Below are 23863 nucleotides of genomic sequence, written 5' to 3'. Positions count from 1 at the left end.
CGCATAAAGTGCGGTTATTGCTAACGCGCTGTTAACCACATCCTGCGTTTATCGCGCGTAAATGCGGGATTCGTTTGGGAGCATATGCGCATGAAAGCTTTTGTCACCGGAGCAGCCCTTGTCGCGGCGCTCGGCCTGGCGGCACCGGGCCTGGCCGACGTGAAGGCGGGATATGACGCCTGGGGCCAGGGCGACTACGCCAAGGCGGTGAAGGAGTGGCAGCCTCTGGCGGAGGCAGGCGACCCCGATGCGCAATATAATATGGGCCAGGCCTATCGCGCCGGTCAGGGCGTCGACAAGGACGAGGCAACAGCGGTCGAATGGTTCCGCAAGGCGGCGGAACAGGGACTGCCCAAGGCCGAGGATACCTATGGCCGGTCGCTGTTCCAGGCGGGCAAGCGCGCCGAAGCAATGCCATGGATTCAGAAGTCGGCCGCGCGCGGCGAACCGCGGGCGCAATATATTCTGGGCACGGCGCTGTTCAATGGCGAGTTCGTGTCCAAGGACTGGGTGCGCGCCTATGCGTTGATGACCCGCGCGTCGGCGGCAGGTTTACAGCCTGCATCGAACAGCCTTTCGCAGATGAACAGCTATATCCCCGTCGAGCAGCGCCAGAAGGGTCTGGCGATGGCGGCGGAGCTGGAAAAATCGGACAAGGCGGCTGCTTTGGCCGCCGCAGAGGTCGACAATAAGGCGACAAAGGCGACGGGGAAAGCGACGGTGGTGAAGCCTACCGCCAAGCCCAAGCCCGTGGAAGTGGCGCAGGCGGAGGCGCCGGCCAAAGTTGCCGCGCCTTCGCCTGAACCCAAGGCCGCGCCGAAGCCGGCCCCGGCCAAGCCCGCGCCCAAGGCTGGGGTCCCCGCGCCACAGCCGGGCGGCGCCTGGCGCGTGCAGATGGGCGCGTTCAGCGAGGACGGCCGCGCGCAGGCCCTGTGGAAATCCCTGTCGGCGAAAGTCGGCGGCCTTTCGGGCTATCAGAGCTTCTATGTGAAGGGCGGACCGGTCACCCGGCTGCAGGCGGGACCGCTCGCCAGTTCGGCGGATGCGGAAAAACTGTGCCGCGCGATCAAGGCTGCGGGCACGGACTGCATTCCCAAGAAGATGTAATGCGCGACCTCCGTTCGGGATGAAACCGAACGGGGAGAGTTTTACGCTTCAACCCAATCCCGGCGCGCAATGCCCTGCGCATAGAGAAGCGCTGACAGGTCGCCATAGCGGATTTCCGCATCGGCCGCCGCACGCGCCTTTTCCTTCGCATGATAGGCGACGCCCAGCGACGCCGCCTCGATCATCGGAATGTCGTTCGCCCCGTCGCCCACCGCCAGCGTCAGCGCCGGGTCGATGCCATGTTCGGCAATGGCGGCGCGCAGTTCCTCCCGTTTGCGGGCGGCATCGACGATCGGCTGGGCGACGGTGCCCGAAAGATGGCCGTCCGCCAACTCCAGCACATTCGCCACAGCCTTCTCGAAACCTATCTCCTCCGCCACCGGGCCGGTGAAGCGCGTAAATCCGCCGGAAACGAGGACGGTGCGCGCGCCACGCGAACGCATGGTGCGCACCAGCGCCTTTGCGCCCGGCATCAGGCGGACACGCTCCGTCCGGCACTGGTCGATCACGGCGTCGGGAAGCCCCTTGAGCAACGCCACGCGGGCGTGGAGCGCCTCGGCAAAGTCCAGCTTGCCCTGCATCGCCTGCTCGGTCACTTCGGCGATCTGCGCCTTGATCCCGGCATAGTCGGCCAGTTCGTCAATGCATTCGACCGTGATCATGGTGGAATCCATGTCGGCGACGAGCAATTTCTTCTCACGGGTCGCGGCGGGCTGCACAAGGATGTCGATGCCCTCGCCCAGATCAGTCAACGCAGCGCGGGCGGCCTTCGGGTCATTCGCAAAAAATATGTCCGCCGCCTTTTCCGGCTCCAGCCAATTGCTGTAGCCGGCCGCACAGCCTGCATCAGAGAGGCGGTCGCTGGCGGCGGAAATATCCCCCTGCCCCAACCTGTCGCTTGCCACTAAAGTTACCAGGAACATGACTGAACCAAATTCTCCAAAAAGCGGCGAATCCGGCAAGCCGCCGGTCGCGCTTATTGCCGGGCCGACCGCCAGCGGCAAGAGCGCCATCGCGATCGCCCTGGCGCGGGCGGCGAACGGCGTGGTGATCAACGCCGACGCCAGCCAGGTCTATGCCGATCTGTCGATCCTTTCCGCCCGGCCGACGGCGGAGGAAATGGGCGACGTCCCCCATATGCTGTTCGGCCATATCGACGGCGCGGACGCCTGTTCCGCCGCGCGCTGGGCCAGTGACGCGCGGGCGGCGATCGCGGCGGCGCATGCCGGGGGCCGCCTTCCCATCGTGGTCGGCGGCACCGGCCTTTATATCCGCACCCTGCTGGACGGCATCGCCCCCGTGCCGGAAATCGACGCCGACGTCCGCGCCAGCGTGCGGGCGATGCCGGTCGAGCAGGCGCATGAGGCGCTGCGGGAGAGGGATGCCGAAGCAGCGGCCCGGCTGGCCCCCGCCGATACGACCCGCGTCGCGCGGGCGCTGGAAGTCATATTGTCGACCGGGCGCTCATTGTCCCACTGGCAGGCGCAAAAGGAGGGCGGGATCGGCGAAGATATCGCCTTGCGTCCCCTGATCCTGTTGCCGCCCCGCCAATGGCTGATCGCGCGCTGCGACCAGCGGTTCGAAACGATGGTGGATCGGGGCGCGGCGGCGGAGGTCGAACGGCTGCTGGCGCGGCGGCTTTCCCCCGAACTGCCCGTGATGCGCGCCATCGGTGTGCGAGAAGTCACCGACTGGATCGTTGGAGATAGTGACCGCGAAACAATGCTGGAAAGGGGAAGGATCGCCACCCGCCAATATGCAAAACGCCAATATACCTGGTTTTCCAACCAGCCTCCGGCGGATTGGCGGCGGGAGGGGAATATCATCGATAACAATTTTATCGCTGATATGGTAATAAAATTACAATCTTAGATATTGACATGCCATTTTATGACAAATAAAGGCGGGCACCTTGCCATGCCGGGCCACCTGGCCCAATGGCGCTGCTTGCATTCGAGGAAGGAATCGACGTGGCCGAAATGAGCGGCGCGGACATATTGTGCCAATGCCTTGTCGATCAGGGCGTCGAAGTCGTGTTCGGCTATCCCGGCGGCGCTGTGCTGCCGATCTATGACATCCTCTACAACCATCCGAAGATCAAACATGTGCTCGTCCGCCATGAACAGGGCGCGACCCATATGGCGGAGGGCTATGCCCGCTCGACCGGCAAGCCCGGCGTCGTTCTGGTCACGTCCGGCCCCGGCGCGACCAATGCGATCACCGGCATCACCGATGCGTTGATGGACTCCATCCCGATGATCGTCATCACCGGGCAGGTCGCCACGCATCTGATTGGTTCCGACGCATTTCAGGAGGCCGACACGGTTGGCCTGACGCGCCACTGCACCAAGCATAATTATCTGGTGAAGTCGCCGGCGAAGTTGGCCCATGTCGTCCATGAGGCATTCCACATCGCCACGTCCGGCCGCCCCGGCCCGGTCGTCATCGACATTCCCAAGGACGTGCAGGTCGCGACCGCGCCCTATTCCAAGCCGGAGATGAACGCGCATCCCAGCTATCGCCCGCAGGTGAAGGCTGATGCGGCGGCGATCTCCACGGCGGTCGAGATGCTGGCTGCGGCCGAACGGCCGATCCTCTACACGGGCGGCGGCGTCATCAATTCCGGGCCGGAAGCCAGCGCGCTGCTGCGCGAACTGGCGGAGCTGACCGGCGCGCCGGTCACGTCGACGCTGATGGGCCTGGGCGCATTCCCGGCATCTTCGCCGCAATGGCTGGGCATGCTGGGCATGCACGGCACCTATGAAGCCAATATGGCGATGAACAAGGCGGACCTGATCGTGTGCCTGGGCGCGCGCTTCGACGACCGGGTTACCGGACGGCTGGATGCGTTCAGCCCGAACAGCCGGAAGATCCATGTCGATATCGACCGCAGCTCGGTCAACAAGACGGTCGAGGTCGAATTGCCGATCATCGCCGATGTCGGCAGCGCCATGGCCGACATGATTGCGGTGTGGAAACAGCGCGGCCATGAGGCCAACGACATGACGGAGTGGACCGCGCGGATCGATGGATGGCGCGCCCGCAAATGCCTGGATTATGTCGAGGACGGCGCGGAGATCATGCCGCAACGGGCGATCGCCGACCTGTTTTCCGCGACCAGGGCGTCAGGCAAGGACGTCATCATCACCACGGAGGTCGGCCAGCACCAGATGTGGGCCGCCCAGCATTATCATTTCGACGAGCCGAACAAATGGCTGACGTCGGGTGGCCTAGGGACGATGGGCTATGGCTTCCCGGCCGCCATCGGCGCGCAGATCGGCAATCCGGACTCGCTGGTCATCTGCGTCGCGGGCGATGCGTCGATCCAGATGAACATCCAGGAGCTTGGCACGGCGATCCAGTACCGCCTGCCGGTCAAGATCTTCATTCTGAACAATGAATATATGGGCATGGTCCGCCAGTGGCAGGAGCTGACCTATGAAAGCCGCTATTCCAACAGCTATTCCGACGCGCTTCCCGATTTCGTGAAGCTGGCGGAGGCCTATGGCTGGACGGGCATACGGATCGAAGGGCCGCAGGAGCTGGAGGCCGGGATCAGGCAGATGATCGAGACGCCGGGACCGGTGATGGTCGATTGCCGGGTCGCGAAGCTAAGCAACTGCTTCCCGATGATCCCGTCGGGCGCGGCGCATACCGACATGCTGCTGGACCCCAGCCAGGTTTCGGGCACAATGAATGATGAGGCCAAGGCATTGGTCTAGAGCATAATCGGGGGGGGCCGCCATGACCGCACATCTCAAGCTTCGTCTGCACATCAGCGAACCCTGGGACTTTGCGCGGCTGACCGGCCTGGAGGAAGTGTTCGGCTGGACCGTGGATCATATCCATGAGGAGGAGCAGGAGCCGAACGAGGAATGGGAAGTGACGCTGGATGAGAGTTTCGAATATCACGACCGCCGCATCCGGCGCCTGCTGGTCAGCCCGCGCTATGTCGGCGAGCACCTGACCCGCATCTTCGACGCGGTGGTGGGCTTTCCGGTGCGGGTCGCCCATCGTCAGGATGGCGGATGGCATTATGCGCTGACCGGCATGCTCTCCATCCGCCCCGAACCAGAAGACGACGAGACAGAAGAAAAGACGGATTGATGCATATCCAGGAAGAAACCAACCAGCGGCACGTCCTGTCGCTGACGGTCGCCAACGAGGCGGGCATTCTCGCGCGGATCGCGGGCATGTTCACCGCGCGCGGCTATAATATCGACAGCCTGACCGTGGCCGACATCACGCCGGATCATGCGATCAGCCGCATCACCATCGTCACCAACGGCCCGCCCAAGGTGATCGACCAGATCATCGCGCAGCTCGACCGCCTGGTGCCTGTGCACAAGGTCACCGACCTTTCCGAAAACGGTCCCTATGTGGAGCGCGAGCTGGCGCTGGTGAAGGTCGCGGGCACCGGCGAGGACCGGATAGAGGCGCTGCGCCTGGCCGATGTGTTCCGGGCCAAGGTGGTGGACACCACCATCGAAAGCTTCATCTTCGAGATTACCGGCCCGTCCGACAAGATCGACACCTTTGTCGGCCTGATGCGGCAGATCGGCCTTGTCGAAGTGGGCCGTACGGGCGTGGTCGGCCTCATTCGAGGCAAGGAGCCAATTTGAGAATAGCCCCTCTCCCGCCGGGAGAGGGAGGGGCCTGTCGCGCAGCGACGGGAGGGTGAGGGCCTGCGAAGCGCCCTGCCCAGAGGTGGTTCCCCCTCACCGACTTCGCCTAGGAGCCTTCGGCCCCAAGGCTTCCTATCCTCTCCCGCAGGGAGGGGGGCAGATTAGAAAAGGGTTTTGAACAATGCGCGTTTATTATGATTCTGATGCGGACATAGGCCTGGTCAAGGGCAAGAAGATCGCCATCGTCGGTTATGGCAGCCAGGGCCACGCCCATGCCCAGAACCTGCGCGATAGCGGCGTCGCCGAAGTCGCCATTGCGCTCCGCCCCGGCAGCGCCACCGCCAAGAAGGCCGAAGGCGCCGGCTTCAAGGTGCTGAGCAATGCAGAAGCCGCAAAATGGGCCGACATCGTAATGATCCTGGCGCCCGACGAGCATCAGGCCGCCATCTACGCCGATGACCTGCACGCAAACATGAAGCAGGGCGCGGCGCTTGCCTTCGCCCATGGCCTGAACGTGCATTTCGGCCTGATCGAGCCGCGCGCCGACCTCGACGTGTTCATGATCGCGCCCAAGGGCCCCGGCCACACCGTACGCAGCGAATATGTGCGCGGCGGCGGCGTTCCCTGCCTGATCGCGATCGCGCAGGATTCGACCGGCAACGCCCATGACGTCGCCCTCTCCTACGCCTCCGCGGTTGGCGGCGGCCGTTCGGGCGTCATCGAAACGACATTCAAGGAAGAATGCGAGACCGACCTGTTCGGCGAGCAGGCGGTTCTGTGCGGCGGCCTGACCCACCTGATCACCGCCGGTTTCGAAACGCTGACCGAGGCGGGCTATGCGCCGGAAATGGCCTATTTCGAGTGCCTGCACGAAGTGAAGCTGATCGTCGATCTGATGTATGAGGGCGGCATCGCCAACATGCGCTATTCGATCAGCAACACCGCCGAATATGGCGACATCCACACCGGTCCGCGCATCATCACCAGCGAGACCAAGGCGGAAATGAAGCGCGTGCTTGAGGATATTCAGGCCGGCCGTTTCGTCAGCCGCTTCGTCCTCGACAACCGCGCCGGCCAACCGGAGCTGAAGGCCGCCCGCAAGCAGGCCGCCGCCCACCCGATCGAGCAGACCGGCGCCAAGCTGCGCGCCATGATGCCGTGGATCGGCGCGAACAAGCTGGTGGACAAGGACAAGAACTGATCCGCCGGCCCCGCCCAACGGACGGGGTTTGCAGAACATAGAGTTTCCGGTTTCGCATCTGGAACAATCGGGGGACGTGGTCTATTTGAGGCCGCGTCCCCTTTTCTTTCCCCCTGGACCTTCAAAAACGGAGACCGATGTCTATGCGCAAGTTCCTCCTCCCCGCCGCCCTCGCCTTCACGCTGCTTGGCGGCGCAGCCGTTGTCGCTCAAGGCATGGGCAAGCCCGGCTCGCCTGACCCGGCGCTGGTGACCGGCGGCAATTATGTCGTCGAGCCGACCCACACGCAGATCTTCTTCGCCTATGACCATATGGGCTTTTCCAACAATATGGGCCTGATCTCGATGCCGACCGGTACGCTGAGCCTGGACCCCAAGAACCCGGCCGCCGCCAAGGTGTCGATCACCGTTCCCATCGACAACCTCAAGACCGGCATTCCCAAGCTGGACGAGCATCTGCTGAAGCCGGACTTTTTCGACAGCGCGAAATTCCCCACCGCGACCTTCGTGTCGACGGGCGTGAAGGTTGACGGCAAGACCGCCGACATCAGCGGCAACCTGACCATCAAGGGCGTGACCAAGCCTGTGGTGCTTGAGGCGACCTTCTACGGCGCGGGCAAGGCTCCGGCGCAAATGGGCGGCAAGGAAAATGTCGGCTTCAACGCTACGACCCTTATCAAGCGCAGCGATTTCGGCATGGGCTATGGCGTGCCGGTCGTCGGTGACGAGATCGAACTGAAGATCACCGCCGCCTTCATGAAGGAATAAGCGGCAACTCGCTATCTCACGCCGTCATTCCCGCGAAGGCGGGAATCCCGCCAAACCTTCCTTGCCGGAAGAAGCGGGCCCCCCGCCTTCGCGGGGGTGACGGGGGTGGGAAACCCTCCAACGTGCGCAAGAGCGCAGTCCGCATGTCATTTGGCATAGCGCGCCGCGCAAAAACGGCTGGACCTTCTTAACCCTTTGCCGTTATAGGCTGGGGCATCATGCAGCGTGCGCTTCTATCCCTGCTACGACTTACACGCCCTTAGGCGTGGTTTTCTCGTGCGCGCCTTGCATGGCGGCACACATCGCCTAAGGGCTTATCCGAACATCTTCAGTCACCGGGCAGAGTGCGCAGCGCGCCCGCCCGAAGCAGGAATGCCGTTACCATGATGCTGAGCGACCCTTCACAGAAATACCGACCGTTCCCGCAGGTGAACCTGCCCGACCGGCAGTGGCCATCACAGACCATCACCAAGGCGCCCCGTTGGCTGTCCACTGACATGCGCGACGGCAACCAGTCGTTGATCGACCCGATGAATGCGGAAAAGAAGCAGCGCTTCTTCGACCTGCTGATCAAGGTCGGCATCAAGGAAATCGAGGTCGGCTTCCCGTCAGCGGGCGCGACCGAGTTCGACTTCATCAGCGGCCTCGTCAAGAATGGCAGCATCCCCGACGATGTGATCGTGCAGGTGCTGACCCAGGCGCGCCCCGAACTGATCGCCACGACCTTCGAAAGCCTGCGCGGCGCGAAGCAGGCCATCGTCCATGTCTATAACGCCGTGTCGCCCGCCTGGCGGCGCATCGTGTTCGGCATGGAGCGGTCGGAAGTCAGGCAGATCGCCATCGACGCCGCCAAGCTGCTGCGCGACCATGCGGCGGCGCAGCCGGACACCGACTGGTTTTTCGAATATAGCCCGGAGACCTTCTCGACCGCAGAGCTGGATTTCAGCCTGGAATGCTGCGAGGCGGTGATGGACATCCTGCTGCCCACGCCGGAAAAGCCGCTGATCCTGAACCTGCCCGCGACGGTCGAGGCGGCCAGCCCCAATATCTATGCCGACCAGATCGAATGGATGTGCCGCAACATCTCGCGCCGCGACAGCGTGGTCATCTCGCTCCACCCGCATAATGACCGGGGCACCGGCGTCGCCGCGGCGGAGCTGGGCCTGATGGCCGGCGCGGACCGGGTCGAGGGCTGCCTGTTCGGCAATGGCGAGCGGACGGGTAACTGCGATCTCGTGACCGTCGCGCTCAACATGTATACGCAGGGCGTGAAGCCGGGCCTGGACTTCTCGGACATTGATGAGGTCATCCAGACCGTCGAATATTGCAACCAGTTGCCCGTCCATCCGCGCCACCCCTATGCGGGGGAACTGGTGTTCACCGCCTTCTCCGGCAGCCATCAGGATGCGATCAAGAAGGGTTTCGCCGCGCAGGAGGCGCGCAACGACCTGATCTGGGATGTCCCCTATCTGCCGATCGATCCCAAGGATCTGGGCCGCGACTATGAAGCCGTGATCCGCGTCAATTCGCAGTCCGGCAAGGGCGGCGTCGCCTGGGTGCTGCAACAGGATAAGGGCCTGAAGCTGCCCAAGCGCATGCAGGCCGATTTCAGCCGCGTCGTGCAGGAACTGGCCGACAGCACCAGCCGGGAACTGGGCGCCGCCGACATCTGGGATGCGTTCGGCAAGCATTATCGCGTGTCGGGCGAGCAGCCCTACACGCTGGTCGATTATCATGAGACCGGCCCTGCGGGCGACCGCGTGTTCGTGGGCAAGATCGGTTTCGAGGGCGGCGAGCGGAGCATTTCCGGGCGTGGCAATGGCCTCATTTCCGGCGTGCTGGCGGCGCTGCGCGACGAGCTGGGAATCGACCTGGAGGTCGCCGATTACAGCGAGCACGCCATCGGCGTGGGCACGGATGTCAACGCGGCGGCCTATGTCGAGTGCCGCACGCCCGACGGCGTGACGATTTTTGGCGTGGGCATGGACTGCGATGTCGCTACGGCATCCGTGCAAGCGGTGCTTTCGGCGGCGAACGGGCTGGCGGCGCGGCGAAAATAGGGGTTGCGGGGCCGGGTCAGGCTGCCCTAGCCCCTCCTCTCCTACCGGAGAGGATATAGAAATGCCCCTGCCCTCGCCCCTGTTCGACCGCCTGCGCCTGCCGGTCATGGGATCGCCCATGTTCCTGGTGTCGGGACCGGAGCTTGTCATCGCGCAGTGCAAGGCGGGGATCGTCGGCAGCTTTCCCGCCCTCAATGCCCGGCCGCAAAGCCAGCTCGACGAATGGCTGCACCAGATCAGCGAGGAGCTGGCGGCGTGGGACCGGGACAATCCCGCCACGCCCGCAGCGCCCTTCGCCGTCAATCAGATCGTCCACAAGTCGAACGGGCGGCTGGATGAGGACATGGCCACCTGCGCCGCGCGCAAGGTGCCGATCCTCATCACCTCTCTGGGCGCGCGCGAGGATGTGAACGATGCGGCGCATGGCTGGGGTGGCATCACATTTCACGACGTCATCAACGACCGTTTCGCCCGCAAGGCGGTTGAGAAGGGCGCGGACGGCCTGATCCCGGTGGCCACCGGCGCGGGCGGCCATGCCGGAACCCTCTCCCCCTTCGCCTTCATGCAGGAGATACGCGCCTGGTTCGATGGACCGGTGGCGCTGTCCGGCGCGATCGCGCATGGCCGGTCGGTCCTGGCGGCGCGCGCGCTGGGCGCGGACCTCGCCTATATCGGCAGCGCCTTCATCGCCACGCAGGAGGCCCGGGCGCAGGAGCAATATAAGCAGGCCATCGTCGAAGGTCAGGCCGCCGACATCGTCTACACCAACCTGTTCACCGGCATTCACGGCAATTATCTTCGCGCCTCGATCGCCGCGTCGGGCCTCGATCCCGACAATCTGCCGGAAAGCGACCCCAGCAAAATGGATTTCGGCTCCGGCGGCAATCAGGCGGCCAAGGCGTGGAAGGATATCTGGGGGTCTGGCCAGGGCATTGGCGCAGTCACCCAAAGCCTGACGGTCGCCCAGTTTGTGGAGCGGCTGGCGACGGAATATGCGGCGGCGAAGGTCGGCATTTGCGGCTGACGCGCGGAGACTAGCCCGCCTTCTCGCCCGGCGCGCGCAGGCCGGCGATCAATATGTCGACCAGCCGCAAGGCGCCTTCCTTCCACTCCGGCCCCGCGCCGACATGCGCAACGCCCGCAAGCGCGCGGAGCAAATCCAGCGGATCGACATTCAGATGGATCTCGCCATTTTCCACGGCCCTGTTCACCAGCATGGCGATCGCTTCCTTCACCTGCACGCCGGACCGCGCGTAAAGATCGGACGTGCCGCCGACGATTGAATTGAGCGCCTCCGCCATCATCTGCTTGGTCGCGAGATGTTCGACGAACAGCCGCAGCCAGGCGCGCAAAGCCTCAACCGGCGCATGGTCCGCCATCAGACGGGGCACCGCCTCCGACAATTGTTCGGCGTCATTCTGGTAAACTGCGGAAACCAGCGCATCGCGCGTGGGAAAGTGCCGGTAGAGCGTGCCGATGCCAACGGCGGCGGCCCGCGCGATTTCATCTAGGCTGGCCTCCGACCCTTTTTGGGAAAAGATGGATTTGGCGGCTGTTATCAATAGCTGCCGGTTGCGCGCCGCGTCAGCGCGCAATTTGCGCTCGCCAGCCGGTTCGCTTTTTTCAACCACGCAAAGACACGCCCCTTGATAAACGGAGGAACCCTCCGTATTTATGAAACGGAGACACCCTCCTCTTATACTTTTACCAGTCAGGCCGCAACGGACTACCCGGAAGCGGCCAGAAATCCGCCCAACCCCAGTAAGGAAATTAGGATGACAACAGCTTTCGGCAACACATCCACGACCGACGATGTTCTTGGCGACATAGACCTCAGCGGCAAGCGGGTCCTCGTCACCGGCGTTTCGGCGGGGCTTGGCGTTGAAACGGCCCGCAGCCTGGCGGCGCGCGGCGCAAAGGTGGTGGGCGCGGCCCGCGACCTGAAAAAAGCCGAACGCGCAACCGCCCAGGTTCTCGCCGACGCCGCGAACGGCGGCGAGCTGGACCTGATAGAGCTGGACCTCGCCTCCCTGGCGAGCGTCCACGCCTGCGCCGACGCCCTGGTCGCGGAGGGCAAGCCTTTCGACCTGGTGATCGCCAATGCCGGCGTGATGGCGTCGCCCTTCGGCCACACAACGGACGGCTTTGAAACCCAGTTCGGCACCAACCATCTCGGCCATTTCGTGCTGGTCAACAGCATCGCCTCGCTGATGGCGCCGGGATCGCGCCTGGTGAATGTCGCGTCTTCAGGCCACAGGTTCGCCGATGTCGACCTGAAGGACCCGAATTTCGAACATACGCCCTATGACCCCTTCGTCGCCTATGGCCGGTCAAAGACCGCCAACATTCTGTTCGCCGTTGAATTTGACCGGCGGCACAAGGATCGCGGCATCCGGGCGACCGCGCTGCATCCGGGCGGCATCCTGACCGAGCTTGGCCGTCATGTCGGCGACAATCAGCTTGAGCAGATGATTCAGCAGATCAATGCGGACCTCGCGGCGGAGGGCAAGCCGCCCTATCGCTGGAAAACCATTCCGCAGGGCGCGGCGACATCGGTCTGGGCCGGCGTGATTGCGCCCGCCGAGGCGGTGGGCGGTCATTATTGCGAGGATTGTCAGGTCTCCGAAGTGACGGACGGGCATATCAGCCCTGTCAGCCCCGGCGTGCGCCCCTATGCGGTCGACCCGGAAAACGCCAAGGCGCTCTGGGCCAAGAGCGAGGAAATGGTCGGCGAGCGCTTCTGATCCCTCCCTCCAACGGTAAAGGGCCGGTAACCGCATAGGGCCGGTAACGAAAAGGGTCCTGTGATGATAAGGGGGTTGCGCCGGACATACCGGCGCCACCCTTTTGTCATGACCAGTCCGGAAGAAGGAGTCGATGCATGCCGCATCGCCGGGACGTCCGGTCCCGCAAGCTGTCGTGGGAGCAGGCGCTTTACCGGTCGGGCCTGATGGACATGCTGGCCGCGTTCGATCCGCATGTCGTTGGCACCCTCCCCCTCGGCGTCTCCGTTCCAGGCAGCGACATCGACATTGTGTGCCATGCGGCCGACCCTGCCGAATTTTCGGCGCTGTTATGGCGAAATCTCCGTCACAGGGCGGCGTTCGGCATGCGCCAGTGGATCGCCGTGCCCAATCCAGTGATCGTCAGCTTCACCTATCTGGGCTGGCCATTCGAAATATATGGCGCGGACCAGCCGGTGCGCGACCAGCCCGGCTGGCGGCACTTCATGGTCGAGAAACGATTGCTGACCCTGGCGGCGGCGTCTTTCAGGGATGCCGTCATGCGCGAACGGCGGAAAGGCGCAAAAACCGAGGCGGCCTTTGCCACCGTCCTGGGCCTGACCGGCGATCCTTATGAAGCGCTATACGGCCTGTCCGCCGCGCCGGACCCGGTACTGATCGATATGCTGATCTCAGCAGGTTACGCCACCGGACATCGCGACATGGCAAATGAGACTGCTACTGATAACGACTTGCAATAGTTTCGGCGATGTTTTAGCCGCTGCCCCAGAAAAACGGGGAGTATCTATATTATGCGCCGGCAGCTTGGCTTTGTTCCTTCCATAATCGCGATGATGGCCGCAGAGTCGGCATTTGCGCAGTCCGCCGATACTGACGCGCCGGGCGATGCGGACGGATCCATCGTCGTCACCGCAGCGCGCACGACCCTGCCCGTCAACGCCCTGCCGCTGACCATCGACATCATCACCAAGGATGCGCTGGACCAGCAGATCGCGATATCCGGTTCGGTCACTGACGCAGTGGCGACCCTCACCCCGTCCTTCTCCCCGACCCGGCAGAAGCTGTCCGGCGCAGGCGAGACCCTGCGCGGCCGATCGCCCCTTTATGCGATCAACGGCATTCCACAATCGACGCCGATGCGCGACGGCAGCCGCGACGGCTTCACCATCGACGGCTTCTTCGTCGACCGGGTGGAGCTGATCTACGGCTCCAACGCGCTGCAGGGCATTGGCGGCACTGGCGGCATCGTCAATCAGGTGACTGTCGGCGCACCGAAGCAGGACGGCATTTCCGGCCGCGTGCTGCTTCAGGGCACGGCGGACAATGATTTCAGCAGCGACGGCATCGGCGGCAAGGCCGCTGGCCTGATCCAGTATAAGGCTGGCCGTTTCGATGCGACCGTGGGCGCCGCTTATGAAAAGCGCGGCGTATTCTATGATGGTGACGGACGGCGCGTCGGCCTCAACCTGACGCAGGGCGAAACGCAGGATTCAAAGACGACCAACCTGTTCGCGCGGCTTGGCTATGCCCTGTCGGATACCGGCAGATTGGACCTGATCGCCAGCCGGTATGAAATGAAGGGCGAAGGCGACTATGTCGCGGTCGCGGGCAGCCGCCTGACCGGCCGGCCTACGAGCGCGATCAAGGGCGATGCGCCGGGCCTATCGGCGGCGAGCCGCACGGAAAGCGTTGCGCTGTCGCTGACCGACACCAACCTTGGCGGCGGCAATTTCGTCAGCCAGATCTTCTTCAACCGCAGCCGCGACACCTTCGGCGGAGAGATTGCGCCGATCGCCACCTTCCAGGATGCGCGGATCGCCCCGGTCGGCACCCTATTCGACCAGTCGCAGAACCGCTCGCGCAAGCTGGGCGCGAAGATCAGCTATGAGCGCGCCATGCCGGGCCTGGAAGCGCTGACCCTGACGGCCGGTTTCGACGCCCTGCTGGACAAGACGGCGCAGTTGCTGATCGCCACCAACCGCGTCTGGGTGCCGCCATCTGACTTCCAGAGCCTCGCGCCGTTCGGTCAGGCCAACCTCAAGCTGTTCGACGGCGTGCTGCGGCTGGCGGGCGGCGTCCGCTGGGAAAATGTGCAGATCAAGATCGATGACTTCACGACACTGGCGTCGTCAAATTCGACCTTCGTTTCGGGCGGCAAGCCGAAATTCTCCGACGTGCTGTTCAATGGCGGCGTGATCATTGAGCCGATGCCGGGCATCCGCGCCTATGCCAGCTATGCCGAGGGCTTCACCGTTCCCGACATCGGCCGCATCACCCGCGCGATCAACCGGCCGGGGCAGGATATCGACACCTTCCTGGACATAAGCCCGATCATCTCCAACAATCGCGAGATTGGCGTGGAGGTGAAGCAGGGTCCGCTGGACGCAAGCGCCACCTATTTCTGGTCATCGAGCGACAAGGGCCAGTTGCTGATCGCCCGTGCGGGCGGCATTTTCGACGTGCAGCGCCAGCGCGTCGAGATTCAGGGCTTGGAAATCAACCTGGGCGTTCAGACGCCGATCAAGGGCCTCAAACTGTCGGCCGGCTATGCCCATATCCTTGGCCGTTACGACGCGAGCACCGTGCCCGATGGCATTGTCGACACTGATCTGGACGGCACCAACATCTCGCCGGACCGCCTGAACCTCGCCGCCAGCTATATCAACGGGCCGCTGTCCGCGCGCATCCAGACCCAATTCTATCTGAGCCGGACCTTCACCGGGCTGGTGCGCGACCCGCGCAACGATTTCGGCGGCTACACGCTGACCGACGCCAGCGTCCGATATAATTTCGGCGGGCTGGGCGCGATCAGCCTGAGCGCGCAGAATATCTTCAACAAGCAGTATATCGACTATAACAGCGATACGCGCCTGCCGACCGACAATCTGGCCTTCTTCGCCGGTCGCGGCCGTACCTTCACTCTGGGTTGGGATTACCACTTCTGAAGCTGCTCGACACGCTCCATCGCTGGACGGGCGGACTCATCGGGCTGATCCTTGCCCTGCTGGGTCTTTCCGGTGCGATCCTGGTGCATCGCGACGCCTGGATCATGCTGCCGCACGCCAGCGATGCGCGAGTCACCGACCCTGCCGCCATCGGCGCTGCGGTGGAGCGGATGATGGCCGACCCAGACCATCTTCCGCGCAGCATCCTGTTCGCTACCGACAGTTTCGGCCTCAATCGCCTGACATTCGGCAAGGGCGCGGGCGCCTATGCCGATCAGGCGGGGGCGATCGTGACGCGCTGGGACAGCCAGTGGCAGCGGCCGGAACTGTGGCTGTTCGATTTCCATCATCACCTGTTCGCGGGGGACACGGGAGAAACGGTGATCGGCGTGGCCGCGCTGTGCGGCCTGTTTTTCGTCATTTCCGGCGTCATCCTGTGGTGGCGCACCCGGCGCACTTTCGAAGTCCGGCTATGGCCCCGGCGGATGAGCCGCCCCGCAATCGTGCGTCATCACCGGGACCTGGGCGTCATCATGACCCCTCTGCTGGCGATGGCGCTGTTCACTGGCGCGGTGTTCGTGTTCCGGCCCGTGGCGTCCCTCCTGCTGGGGCCTGGCACATCGGCCGAGTTGAAGGCCGCATCGAAATCACCCAAGCCCCTTGAGGCGAAGTTGGCGGCGAAGCCCGACTGGCCCGACATGGTCCGGGCGGCCCATGCGCGCTTTCCGGAGGCGGAGCTACGCTCCATTGGCCTGCCGCGGGGGGATAGCGGCCTCATCGCCTTCCGCATGCGCCAGCCGGAGGAATGGCTGCCGAACGGCCGCACCATGGTCTGGTTCGCCGCCGACACGGGTGCTGTCGCCGGCTCGCGGGACTTCCGCGCCATGACGCCCAGGGTCAAGGCGTATAACATGTTCTATCCGCTGCACGCGGCCAAGGTGGGCGGGCTGCCGTACCGCATCGTGATGACGCTGACCGGCCTCGCCCTGGCGATGCTGGGCAGCCTCGCGGTGTGGAGCTTCTGGTTCAGGGGCGGACGGCGATCCACCATGCCCAAACGGGCCGTGTGGCGGTGATGGCGCCAGCCCGGCCTTAAATTCGGCCCTTAGAACAGGCCCGGCACCTCGCGCTGGGCCGTGCCCGGCCGGGCTGGCGTCAGAAGCTCCCTGCGCTGCTGATTGACCGACTGGCTTGAGACTGTGCCGGAGATCGGCGTGCAGGTGGCCCCGGCAAGGAAATCCAGCGCCTGGCGCGTTGACGCCTCCCGCGGGTCTCCAAGTTGATAGCCGATATCGTCCGGCGCCTGGCAGCTCGACCCGACCGAGCTGGCGAGGCCGGTGAAATAGTTGGCGTTGCCCGCGCTGTTCTGCGTGGCGAACGCGACCACCCGCAAACGGTCGTCACAGGCTGACCGGTCAAGCGCCACCTGCCCCACCGGCTTGCCATAGGTATTGGTGCCGATCAGCCCGGCGCGCGCATTCAGATAGGGGATGAAGCTGTTGATCACCAGCTCGCTGGCGGAGGCGGTGCCGCGCGTGCCGATGAAGGCGATGCGCGTCGGCGCGATGGATTGCGGCTGAACCTCGAAATAGCGGGTTTCGTTCTGCGCCGCCTTTTCGGGACGGAAGGTCGTGCGCGTCAATATGTCGGACGAGGACCGTCCGCCGCCAAGCAGGTCGCCGAACAGCTCCGCAATGGAAACCAGCCCGCCGCCATTATAGCGCAGGTCGACGATCACCTCCGTCACGCCCTGGGCCCGGAACTGCGCAAACGCATCGCGCAGGGCGGGTCCGGCGGTCGTGATGAAGGTGCGCAGATTGACGTAACCGACGCGGCGGCCGCTATCGTTCAATATTTGCGCGCCATAGCGGCTTGAGACCGGCGTGATGTCAAACTCCCGCTTCGTGACGCTGACATCGCGCGTGCCGGCCGCATCGTAGACGCGCAGGATGCGCGTGGTGCCAACGGTATCGGGGCCAAGCGCATTTGATACGCCGTCCAGCCCTTCGCTCGCGGTGATGGCGCTGACGGAACGGATATTGGACGAAGTCGTCCCGATCCCGATGATTTCCGCGCCGCGATCGATCCCTGCCGTCAGGCCGGGTCCGCCCTCGAACGCCTCCGTCACGAAAATGCGCCGCTGGGTGGAATCCGTCGCCAGGCGCAGGCCAAGTCCAGCGCTGGAGCCGGAACTATAATAGGCGTTTTCCTCGGCGATCGAGGTTAGATAGGTGAAATAGCGGTCCCTGCCCTGCCCGCGCGCAGTGGCGGTCAGGGCATCGATATAATCGTCCACCGTCGCATAGGGCGACGGGTCCAGGCTGGCGGGCAATGTTTCGGGAAACAGATACCATTCGCGCAGTTGCGCGGCGGCCCAGTTCTGCCGTTCGCGCACCGAACAGGCCGATGACGGGGTGGGCGTGGGGGTGGGCGATGGCGTGGGCGTTGGTCCGCCCACGATGCTGCCGCCAGGCGAATCGCCTCCGCACGCGGAAAGCAGCAAGGCCAGTCCGGTTGTTGCCGACAATAGCCGCGAATGTTTCTTCATTACCCGTTCCCCGAAATGTACGCCGGAACGCTAGAGGAGAAGCGTGAAGAATTTGCATCGGGAAATGCCGCCAAAATGGCCCAAAACCGATGTAAAATGGCGCGCCGCTATATCTCGACCTGGCTACCCAGCTCGACCACCCGGTTGGTGGGCAGGCGGAAGAATTCCATGGCGCTTTCCGCGTTGCGCAGCATCCAGGCGAACAGCTTTTCGCGCCACACGGGCATGCCGGGCCGGGCCGAGGGCAGCAGGGTCTGCCGCGCCAGGAAGAAGCTGGTCTCCATCATCTTGAACGTCTGGCCGCAGCCGGTGACGGTCTTGAGCGCGGCGGGCACGTCCGGCTCCTGCATGAAGCCATAATAGAGGACGAGGCGGAAGAAGCCCCGGCCCAGATCCTCCAGCTTGCAGCGTCCGTCATTCTCCACCACCGGCACGTCCATGATCTTCACGGTCAGCAGGATGACCCGCTCGTGCAGCACCTTGTTATGCTTGAGGTTGTGGAGCAGCGCATGCGGCACGCCGTCCGGCGTCGACGTCATGAACACCGCCGTACCGGGGACACGCACGGCGCTGTTCGCGGCGGAGGCGACGAACACGGGGATCGGCATGGCGGACTCGCGCATCCGCTCGATCATCAGCTTGCGCCCGCGCGACCAGGTGGTGAGCAACGTAAAGACGATGAAGCCGATGAACAGCGGGAACCAGCCGCCATCCGGTATCTTGGTCAGGTTCGCCGCCAGATACAGGCCATCGACGATGTAGAACACGCTGAGCAGCGCCACAGCGCCGGCCCAGTGCCATCTCCACAGCTTGAAGATCAGCACCGTCAGCAGGACATTGTCGATGAACATCGCGCCGGTAACGGCAATGCCATAGGCCGCCGTCAGGTTGGACGAGGTGCGGAAGCTCAGCACCAGCAGGATGACCATCACCATCAGCCCCCAGTTGATCAGGGGGATGTAGATCTGGCCTGCGGTCGATGCGCTGGTATGGGAAATCCGCAGGCGCGGCATGAAGCCGAGCTGGATCGCCTGCTGCGTGACGGAGAAAGCGCCGGATATGACGGCCTGCGACGCAATGATGGCGGCCAGCGTGGCAAGGCCGATCAGGGGAAGCTGAAGCGCCTGTGGGGCAAGGTTGTAGAATGGGCTGTGGAGGGCAGACATGCCCTCGCGGAACAGCAGCGCGCCCTGCCCCAGATAGTTGCACATCAATGCGGGCAGCACGAAGAACAGCCATGACACGCGGATCGGATTACGGCCGAAATGCCCCATATCGGCATAAAGCGCCTCCGCCCCCGTCACCGCCAGCACCACGGAACCAAGCGCCAGGAAAGCGGGCAGCGGGTCAGTAACGAAGAACATCAGTGCCCAATAGGGATTGAACGCCTGCAGGATGCCCGGCGTATGCCATACGCTGATCAGGCCCAGCGCGGCGATGGTGCAGAAATAGAGCAGCATGATCGGGCCGAACATCGTCGCGACCCGGTTAGTCCCCGCGCTCTGAATCCAGAACAGGCCGAAAAGGATCAGTACGGCGGCCGGAAGGATCATCGGCTCCAGCGCAGGATTGTAGACCGCCAGACCTTCGACAGCGGAAAGCACCGACACCGCCGGCGTGATCATGGAGTCGCCGTAGAACAGCGCCGTCGCGAACACGCCGAGCAGGATGATGCCCGATGACCAGCGTTTCGTGCGCGTCTGGCCGCTGATCAGCGCCAGCAGGGCCAGGCTGCCGCCCTCCCCCTTATTGTCCGCGCGCATGATGATGGTGACATATTTCAGCGTGACCACCAGCATCATCGACCAGAACATCAGGCTGATGACGCCAAGGATATGGTCGGGATCGAGCGTCAGTTTGTGATGGCCCGCAAATGTCTCGCGAAAGGCGTAGAGCGGGCTGGTGCCGATATCGCCAAAGACGATGCCGATCGCACCGACCGCCAGCTTCAACGTCGCCTTGCCCTGAGTATGGCCATGCGCATGGCCATGGGCATGCTCATGGTCGCCATCGCCCGACTCCGCCGCCGGGGCGGCCTTATCCGAGTCGGTCATATGCGGACAGAAATGCTGTCATGCTGGTGCTTTACCTGCCTTCACGCCGCGACCGGACCTACCGGCGGACATGCAACCGGTGCGCCCTATCATGGCTAATAGTGCGGTGCAATAAAGCTGAACAACGCATTAAAGACTGTCCGGTTTCGGGAGCCTTTTTGGCGGAGGCTACTGCCCGCCCTGCTGCTGCGCGGCGAGCAGGCGGTCCATGACGATCAGCTTTTCCTCCAGCTCCGTCCGCAGTCCGCTTCCAATGGGCAATTGGGCCGCCAGCGCCGCCCAGACCGGGCGGGCCTCCGCCATCTGGCCCGAACGGATCAGCGCAATCCCGTAGAAATAGGGCGCTGCGGGCTTGGCGGGGTCCAGGGTCATGGCCCGGCGATAGGCGAAATCGGCGGATGGAGAGAGCACGCCATTGCCATGCGCCACGAGCGCATTGCCGAGCGCCGCCCAAAGATTGGGGTCGTTGGGGCTTTGGCGCAGGCCGGAAACCAGGACATTGGCCGCCTCCCGCGTCTTGCCCTGCCGCGCGAGACCGTCGGACAGGATCAGCCACTGCGCCGCATCGCCGAAACGATCCTCCATCGACCGGCGGCGCTCCACCAGCTTTTCGTCGAAGTTCGCCGCCTTCGCCTGCACGGATCGCGGGCTTCCCGCCAGTTTGGGACGGCCCTGCCAGGCATAGCCCGCCAGGCCGAGGATGAGCGCAGCCGCCACCAGCTCCCATGTCGCGCGCGGCAGGCGGCCGATGCCGATGATCCCGGCAAGCGAGACGCCGAGCAGCCCAAGGACGATAGCCCAGCCCATCAGCGCTTCCTGCGCCGGATGCGGCTGCGCACCAGCAGGCCGCCAAGCGCCAGCAGCACCAGCGGCGCGGTCCAGAGCGGCCAGAGGATCGGCGCTGCGGTCGGCGCATAGCTCACCCAGTCGCCATAGCGTTCGATCAACCAGGCGCGGATATGTTCGGGCCGCTCCCCCGCCGCAATGCGCTGGCGGATTTCCGAACGCATGTCGCCGGCCATGCTGGCGTTGCTGTCCGCGATCGACTGGCTCTGGCAGGTGAGGCAGCGGATCGTCACCATCAGGTCGCGCGCCTTCGCCTCCAGCGCCGGATCGTCAAGCTGGCGGTCGGCATAGGGCGCGGGCGGCAGCGCGGTTTGCGCGGCAAGCGGGGCGGAGAAGCAAAGGAGTAGTGCGCCGACCCCCACCCACACGTCATTCCCGCGAAGGCGGGAATCCCGCTTTCTTCTACACCGTATAAAAGAAACGGAATCCCGTCCTTCGCCGGGATGACAGAGGGACTGGCTGATCACTGCGCGTCCCTCACGATCTTCAGGATGCCCGCCACATCGTCCTCGCGAATGTCGCCGACATGCTGATGCAGTATCTTGCCCTTGCCATCGATCACAAAGGTTTCCGGCACGCCGGAGGAGCCGAGCGCCATCTGCACGGCGCTGCGCGCGTCGAGGCCGATGCGGGTATAGGGATTGCCGTACCGCGCGAGGAACCGGTCCACATCCGGCCGCGCGTCGCGGATGGCGATGGCGTCGATCTCCACGCCCGCCTGCTTCAGCGCCATGAGTTGCGGCGCTTCCGCCGCGCAGGGAATGCACCAGCTCGCGAAGATGTTGAGGAGGCGCGGCTTGCCGGTTGCGAACTGCGTGCTTGCCAATGCCGAGCGATCGCTCGCCGCTGCGGGCAGGGAGAAGGCGGGAAGCGGCTGGCCGACGAGGCGGGAGGCGATGATGCGATTGTCAGGCTTCAGCAGTCCACTCGCGAACAGCCCGAAAAAGGCGAGGAACAGGAGCAGCGGGAGCCAGATGAGCGCGCGTTTCATGCCCAGGCGCTCCGTTTGCGTATCTTCATCATCCACCCACGCCTTTCGCGTCCCAGCAGGGCAAGCGCGCCGCCCAGCGCGATCATGATGCCGCCCAGCCAGATCAGCGTCACGAACGGCTTCCACCATATCCGCAACTGCCAGCGGCCCCGCTCCGCCTCCTGTCCCAGCACGACATAAAGCTGGCCGTTCCAGCGCGTCAGCAGCGCAGCCTCCGTCGTGGTGGTTGGGGGATTGGTGAAGAAGCGCGACTGCGGGTGGATGGCGATGGGGGCGCCATTGCCGCGCCATACCGTCATGTCGCCCTGCAACGCGGTCCAATTGTCGCCCGCGACCGGCACGATCCGGTCGAAACGCAGCGTCCACCCGGCGGTGCTGATCGTTTCGCCCGGCTTCGCCGCCACCAGCTTCTCCACCGTGAAGGCTGAATCCGACGCCATGCCCGCCAGGCTGACCGCGCAGCCGAGATGGGCGATCACCATGCCCCAGGTGAACAGCGGCGTGCGGCGCAGGTTGCGTTTCCACAATGGCGCGACGCTGCCGACCGCCACGGCGGCCGCGATGACGAGGCCAAGGAAGGGCAAGACGCCGATCCGTCCCCATGCCAGCGCCGAAACGGCGATCGCCGCCGCCAGCAGGATAATGGCGGGAGCCAGCATCCGCCCGCCGACCGCCTTCGCCCTGTCCTTGCGCCAGCGGGTTAGCGGCCCCGCGGCCATGGCGATGACAAGGACCAGCGTGATCGGCCCGACGATCCGGTCGAAATAGGGCGGCCCGACCGACACCTTATGCCCGAACGCTTCGGTCATCAGCGGATAGAGCGTGCCGATCAGGACCAGCCCCAGGATCACCGTCAGCAGCAGGTTGTTGACGACCAGCATCGTCTCGCGGCTCACCAGTTCGAACTGCGCGCCCTCCCGCACCGTGCCGATGCGGAAACCGAACAGGGCGAGCGCGCCGCCGATATAGAGGGCGAGCAGGCCAAGGATGAAGGTGCCGCGCTGCGGATCGACGGCGAAGGCATGGACGCTGGTCAATATGCCCGACCGGACCAGAAAGGTGCCGACCATCGACATGGAGAAAGCCACTACCGCCAGCATGATCGTCCAGGCGCGGAGCGCATCGCGCGTCGCCAGCACCGTGGCGCTGTGCAGCAGCGCCGTCGCCGCCAGCCAGGGCATCAGCGAGGCATTCTCCACCGGGTCCCAGAACCACCAGCCGCCCCAGCCCAGCTCATAATAGGCCCAGTAGCTGCCCGCCGTAATGCCCAGCGTCAGCATGATCCACGCCGCCAGCACCCAGGGCCGCATCGCCTTGGCGAAGGCCGCGTCCACCCGCCGGGTCAAAAGCGCCCCGACCGCGAAGGAAAAGGCGACCGACAGGCCGACATAGCCAATGTAAAGCGTGGGCGGATGGAAGGCGAGGCCGGGGTCCTGCAGCAGCGGGTTCAGCCCCTGCCCATCCGGCGGCGCGGGATCGAGCCGGGCGAACGGATTGGAGGCGAACAGCAGGAACGCGTAGAAACCCAGGCTGATCGCCGCCTGCGCGCCCAGCGTCGCCATATGCGTGTCCCGCCGCAACGCCCGCTCGAACAAGGCGACGGCGGCGCCCGCGACGCCCATGACCGTGACCCACAGGAGCATCGACCCTTCATGATTGCCCCATGTGCCCGCGACCTTGTAGAGCCAGGGCTTCATCGAATGGCTGTTCGCGGCGACCAGCGCGACCGACATGTCCGACTGCACGAACAGGGTGATGAGCAGCAGGAAGGCGGCGGCGGTCAGCACCCCCTGCGCCACCGCGACCGGGCGCATCGCGGACAACAGATCATCCTTGCCGCCCACCAGCCCGAACCAGGCCAGGGCAAGCTGCAGAAAGGCAAGCGCGGCGGCAAGCCACAGCGCGGCAAGGCCAGCCTCGGCGATCATGCGAAGATCACCGCACCATCATGCGTCATCCCCGCGAAGGCGGGGAT

21 protein-coding genes are annotated in these 23863 nt (G+C 64.4%); 13 read left to right on the top strand and 8 right to left on the bottom strand.

Annotated features, from left to right (window positions below; genetic code table 11):
• Window positions 1-84: 84 nt before the first annotated feature.
• Entirely contained in the window at window positions 85-1107 is a 1023-nt protein-coding gene (locus KFK14_RS08545) for an SPOR domain-containing protein (protein ID WP_425516664.1), read from the top strand.
• Between the two features lie 41 nt (window positions 1108-1148).
• Here the strand turns inward: KFK14_RS08545 and serB are convergent, their stop codons facing one another.
• Complete coding sequence (gene serB / locus KFK14_RS08540; RefSeq protein WP_212610577.1) at window positions 1149-2030, bottom strand: phosphoserine phosphatase SerB; 882 nt, start codon at window positions 2028-2030, stop codon at window positions 1149-1151.
• Between serB and miaA the strand changes: the two genes are divergently transcribed.
• The 8 genes from miaA (at window position 2029) to KFK14_RS08500 (ending at window position 10784) form a co-directional block, all read left to right on the top strand.
• Window positions 2029-2979, top strand: a complete 951-nt coding sequence (miaA, locus tag KFK14_RS08535; RefSeq protein WP_212610576.1) for a tRNA (adenosine(37)-N6)-dimethylallyltransferase MiaA — start codon at window positions 2029-2031, stop codon at window positions 2977-2979. The genes serB and miaA overlap by 2 nt on opposite strands.
• Window positions 2980-3077: 98 nt before the next feature.
• Entirely contained in the window at window positions 3078-4829 is a 1752-nt protein-coding gene (locus KFK14_RS08530; protein WP_212611097.1) for an acetolactate synthase 3 large subunit, read from the top strand.
• A gap of 22 nt (window positions 4830-4851) precedes the next feature.
• The gene (locus tag KFK14_RS08525) at window positions 4852-5214 is read left to right on the top strand and encodes a hypothetical protein (protein ID WP_070152267.1); all 363 of its coding nucleotides are present in this window, start codon (window positions 4852-4854) and stop codon (window positions 5212-5214) included.
• The gene (gene ilvN / locus KFK14_RS08520; protein WP_212610575.1) at window positions 5214-5729 is read left to right on the top strand and encodes an acetolactate synthase small subunit; all 516 of its coding nucleotides are present in this window, start codon (window positions 5214-5216) and stop codon (window positions 5727-5729) included. Before KFK14_RS08525 ends, ilvN begins: the two co-directional genes overlap by 1 nt.
• Before the next feature lie 184 nt (window positions 5730-5913).
• Window positions 5914-6933, top strand: a complete 1020-nt coding sequence (gene ilvC / locus KFK14_RS08515) for a ketol-acid reductoisomerase (RefSeq protein ID WP_070152274.1) — start codon at window positions 5914-5916, stop codon at window positions 6931-6933.
• A 143-nt stretch (window positions 6934-7076) separates the two neighbouring features.
• Entirely contained in the window at window positions 7077-7700 is a 624-nt protein-coding gene (locus KFK14_RS08510) for a YceI family protein (RefSeq protein WP_212611096.1), read from the top strand.
• Between the two features lie 383 nt (window positions 7701-8083).
• Window positions 8084-9760: a 2-isopropylmalate synthase gene (gene leuA / locus KFK14_RS08505; protein WP_212610574.1), complete on the top strand. Its 1677-nt coding sequence runs from the start codon at window positions 8084-8086 to the stop codon at window positions 9758-9760.
• Between the two features lie 61 nt (window positions 9761-9821).
• Complete coding sequence (locus KFK14_RS08500) at window positions 9822-10784, top strand: NAD(P)H-dependent flavin oxidoreductase (RefSeq protein WP_212610573.1); 963 nt, start codon at window positions 9822-9824, stop codon at window positions 10782-10784.
• Window positions 10785-10794: 10 nt separating this feature from the next.
• On the opposite strand, the gene KFK14_RS08495 is transcribed toward KFK14_RS08500, so the two are convergent.
• On the bottom strand, window positions 10795-11391 hold the full coding sequence (locus tag KFK14_RS08495; RefSeq protein WP_212610572.1) for a TetR/AcrR family transcriptional regulator: 597 nt from the start codon (window positions 11389-11391) through the stop codon (window positions 10795-10797).
• A 144-nt stretch (window positions 11392-11535) separates the two neighbouring features.
• Between KFK14_RS08495 and KFK14_RS08490 the strand changes: the two genes are divergently transcribed.
• The 4 genes from KFK14_RS08490 (at window position 11536) to KFK14_RS08475 (ending at window position 16525) form a co-directional block, all read left to right on the top strand.
• Window positions 11536-12504 (top strand): SDR family NAD(P)-dependent oxidoreductase, encoded by a 969-nt coding sequence (locus KFK14_RS08490; RefSeq protein WP_070152288.1) that lies wholly within the window; start codon window positions 11536-11538, stop codon window positions 12502-12504.
• 137 nt (window positions 12505-12641) lie between these two features.
• The gene (locus KFK14_RS08485) at window positions 12642-13244 is read left to right on the top strand and encodes a DUF4269 domain-containing protein (protein WP_212610571.1); all 603 of its coding nucleotides are present in this window, start codon (window positions 12642-12644) and stop codon (window positions 13242-13244) included.
• 51 nt (window positions 13245-13295) lie between these two features.
• Window positions 13296-15449, top strand: coding sequence for a TonB-dependent receptor (locus KFK14_RS08480; protein ID WP_212610570.1), 2154 nt, complete (start codon window positions 13296-13298; stop codon window positions 15447-15449).
• Complete coding sequence (locus KFK14_RS08475) at window positions 15446-16525, top strand: PepSY-associated TM helix domain-containing protein (protein WP_212611095.1); 1080 nt, start codon at window positions 15446-15448, stop codon at window positions 16523-16525. Before KFK14_RS08480 ends, KFK14_RS08475 begins: the two co-directional genes overlap by 4 nt.
• 29 nt (window positions 16526-16554) lie before the next feature.
• Here the strand turns inward: KFK14_RS08475 and KFK14_RS08470 are convergent, their stop codons facing one another.
• From KFK14_RS08470 to KFK14_RS08445, 6 genes are all read right to left on the bottom strand, one after another.
• The gene (locus tag KFK14_RS08470) at window positions 16555-17997 is read right to left on the bottom strand and encodes a S41 family peptidase (protein WP_212610569.1); all 1443 of its coding nucleotides are present in this window, start codon (window positions 17995-17997) and stop codon (window positions 16555-16557) included.
• 107 nt (window positions 17998-18104) lie between these two features.
• Window positions 18105-20051, bottom strand: coding sequence for a potassium transporter Kup (locus tag KFK14_RS08465; RefSeq protein WP_212610568.1), 1947 nt, complete (start codon window positions 20049-20051; stop codon window positions 18105-18107).
• Between the two features lie 168 nt (window positions 20052-20219).
• On the bottom strand, window positions 20220-20861 hold the full coding sequence (locus KFK14_RS08460; RefSeq protein WP_425516681.1) for a tetratricopeptide repeat protein: 642 nt from the start codon (window positions 20859-20861) through the stop codon (window positions 20220-20222).
• Entirely contained in the window at window positions 20858-21259 is a 402-nt protein-coding gene (locus KFK14_RS08455) for a cytochrome c-type biogenesis protein (protein WP_212611094.1), read from the bottom strand. The genes KFK14_RS08460 and KFK14_RS08455 overlap by 4 nt, the downstream gene beginning before the upstream one ends.
• Window positions 21260-21360: 101 nt before the next feature.
• On the bottom strand, window positions 21361-21888 hold the full coding sequence (locus tag KFK14_RS08450) for a DsbE family thiol:disulfide interchange protein (protein WP_212610566.1): 528 nt from the start codon (window positions 21886-21888) through the stop codon (window positions 21361-21363).
• Window positions 21885-23816, bottom strand: a complete 1932-nt coding sequence (locus KFK14_RS08445; protein ID WP_212610565.1) for a heme lyase CcmF/NrfE family subunit — start codon at window positions 23814-23816, stop codon at window positions 21885-21887. Before KFK14_RS08445 ends, KFK14_RS08450 begins: the two co-directional genes overlap by 4 nt.
• Window positions 23817-23863: the final 47 nt, after the last annotated feature.

It is taken from the genome of Sphingobium phenoxybenzoativorans, assembly GCF_018286635.1.
Lineage (GTDB): Bacteria > Pseudomonadota > Alphaproteobacteria > Sphingomonadales > Sphingomonadaceae > Sphingobium > Sphingobium phenoxybenzoativorans.
This window is presented reverse-complemented; position numbering and strand designations above follow the sequence as displayed.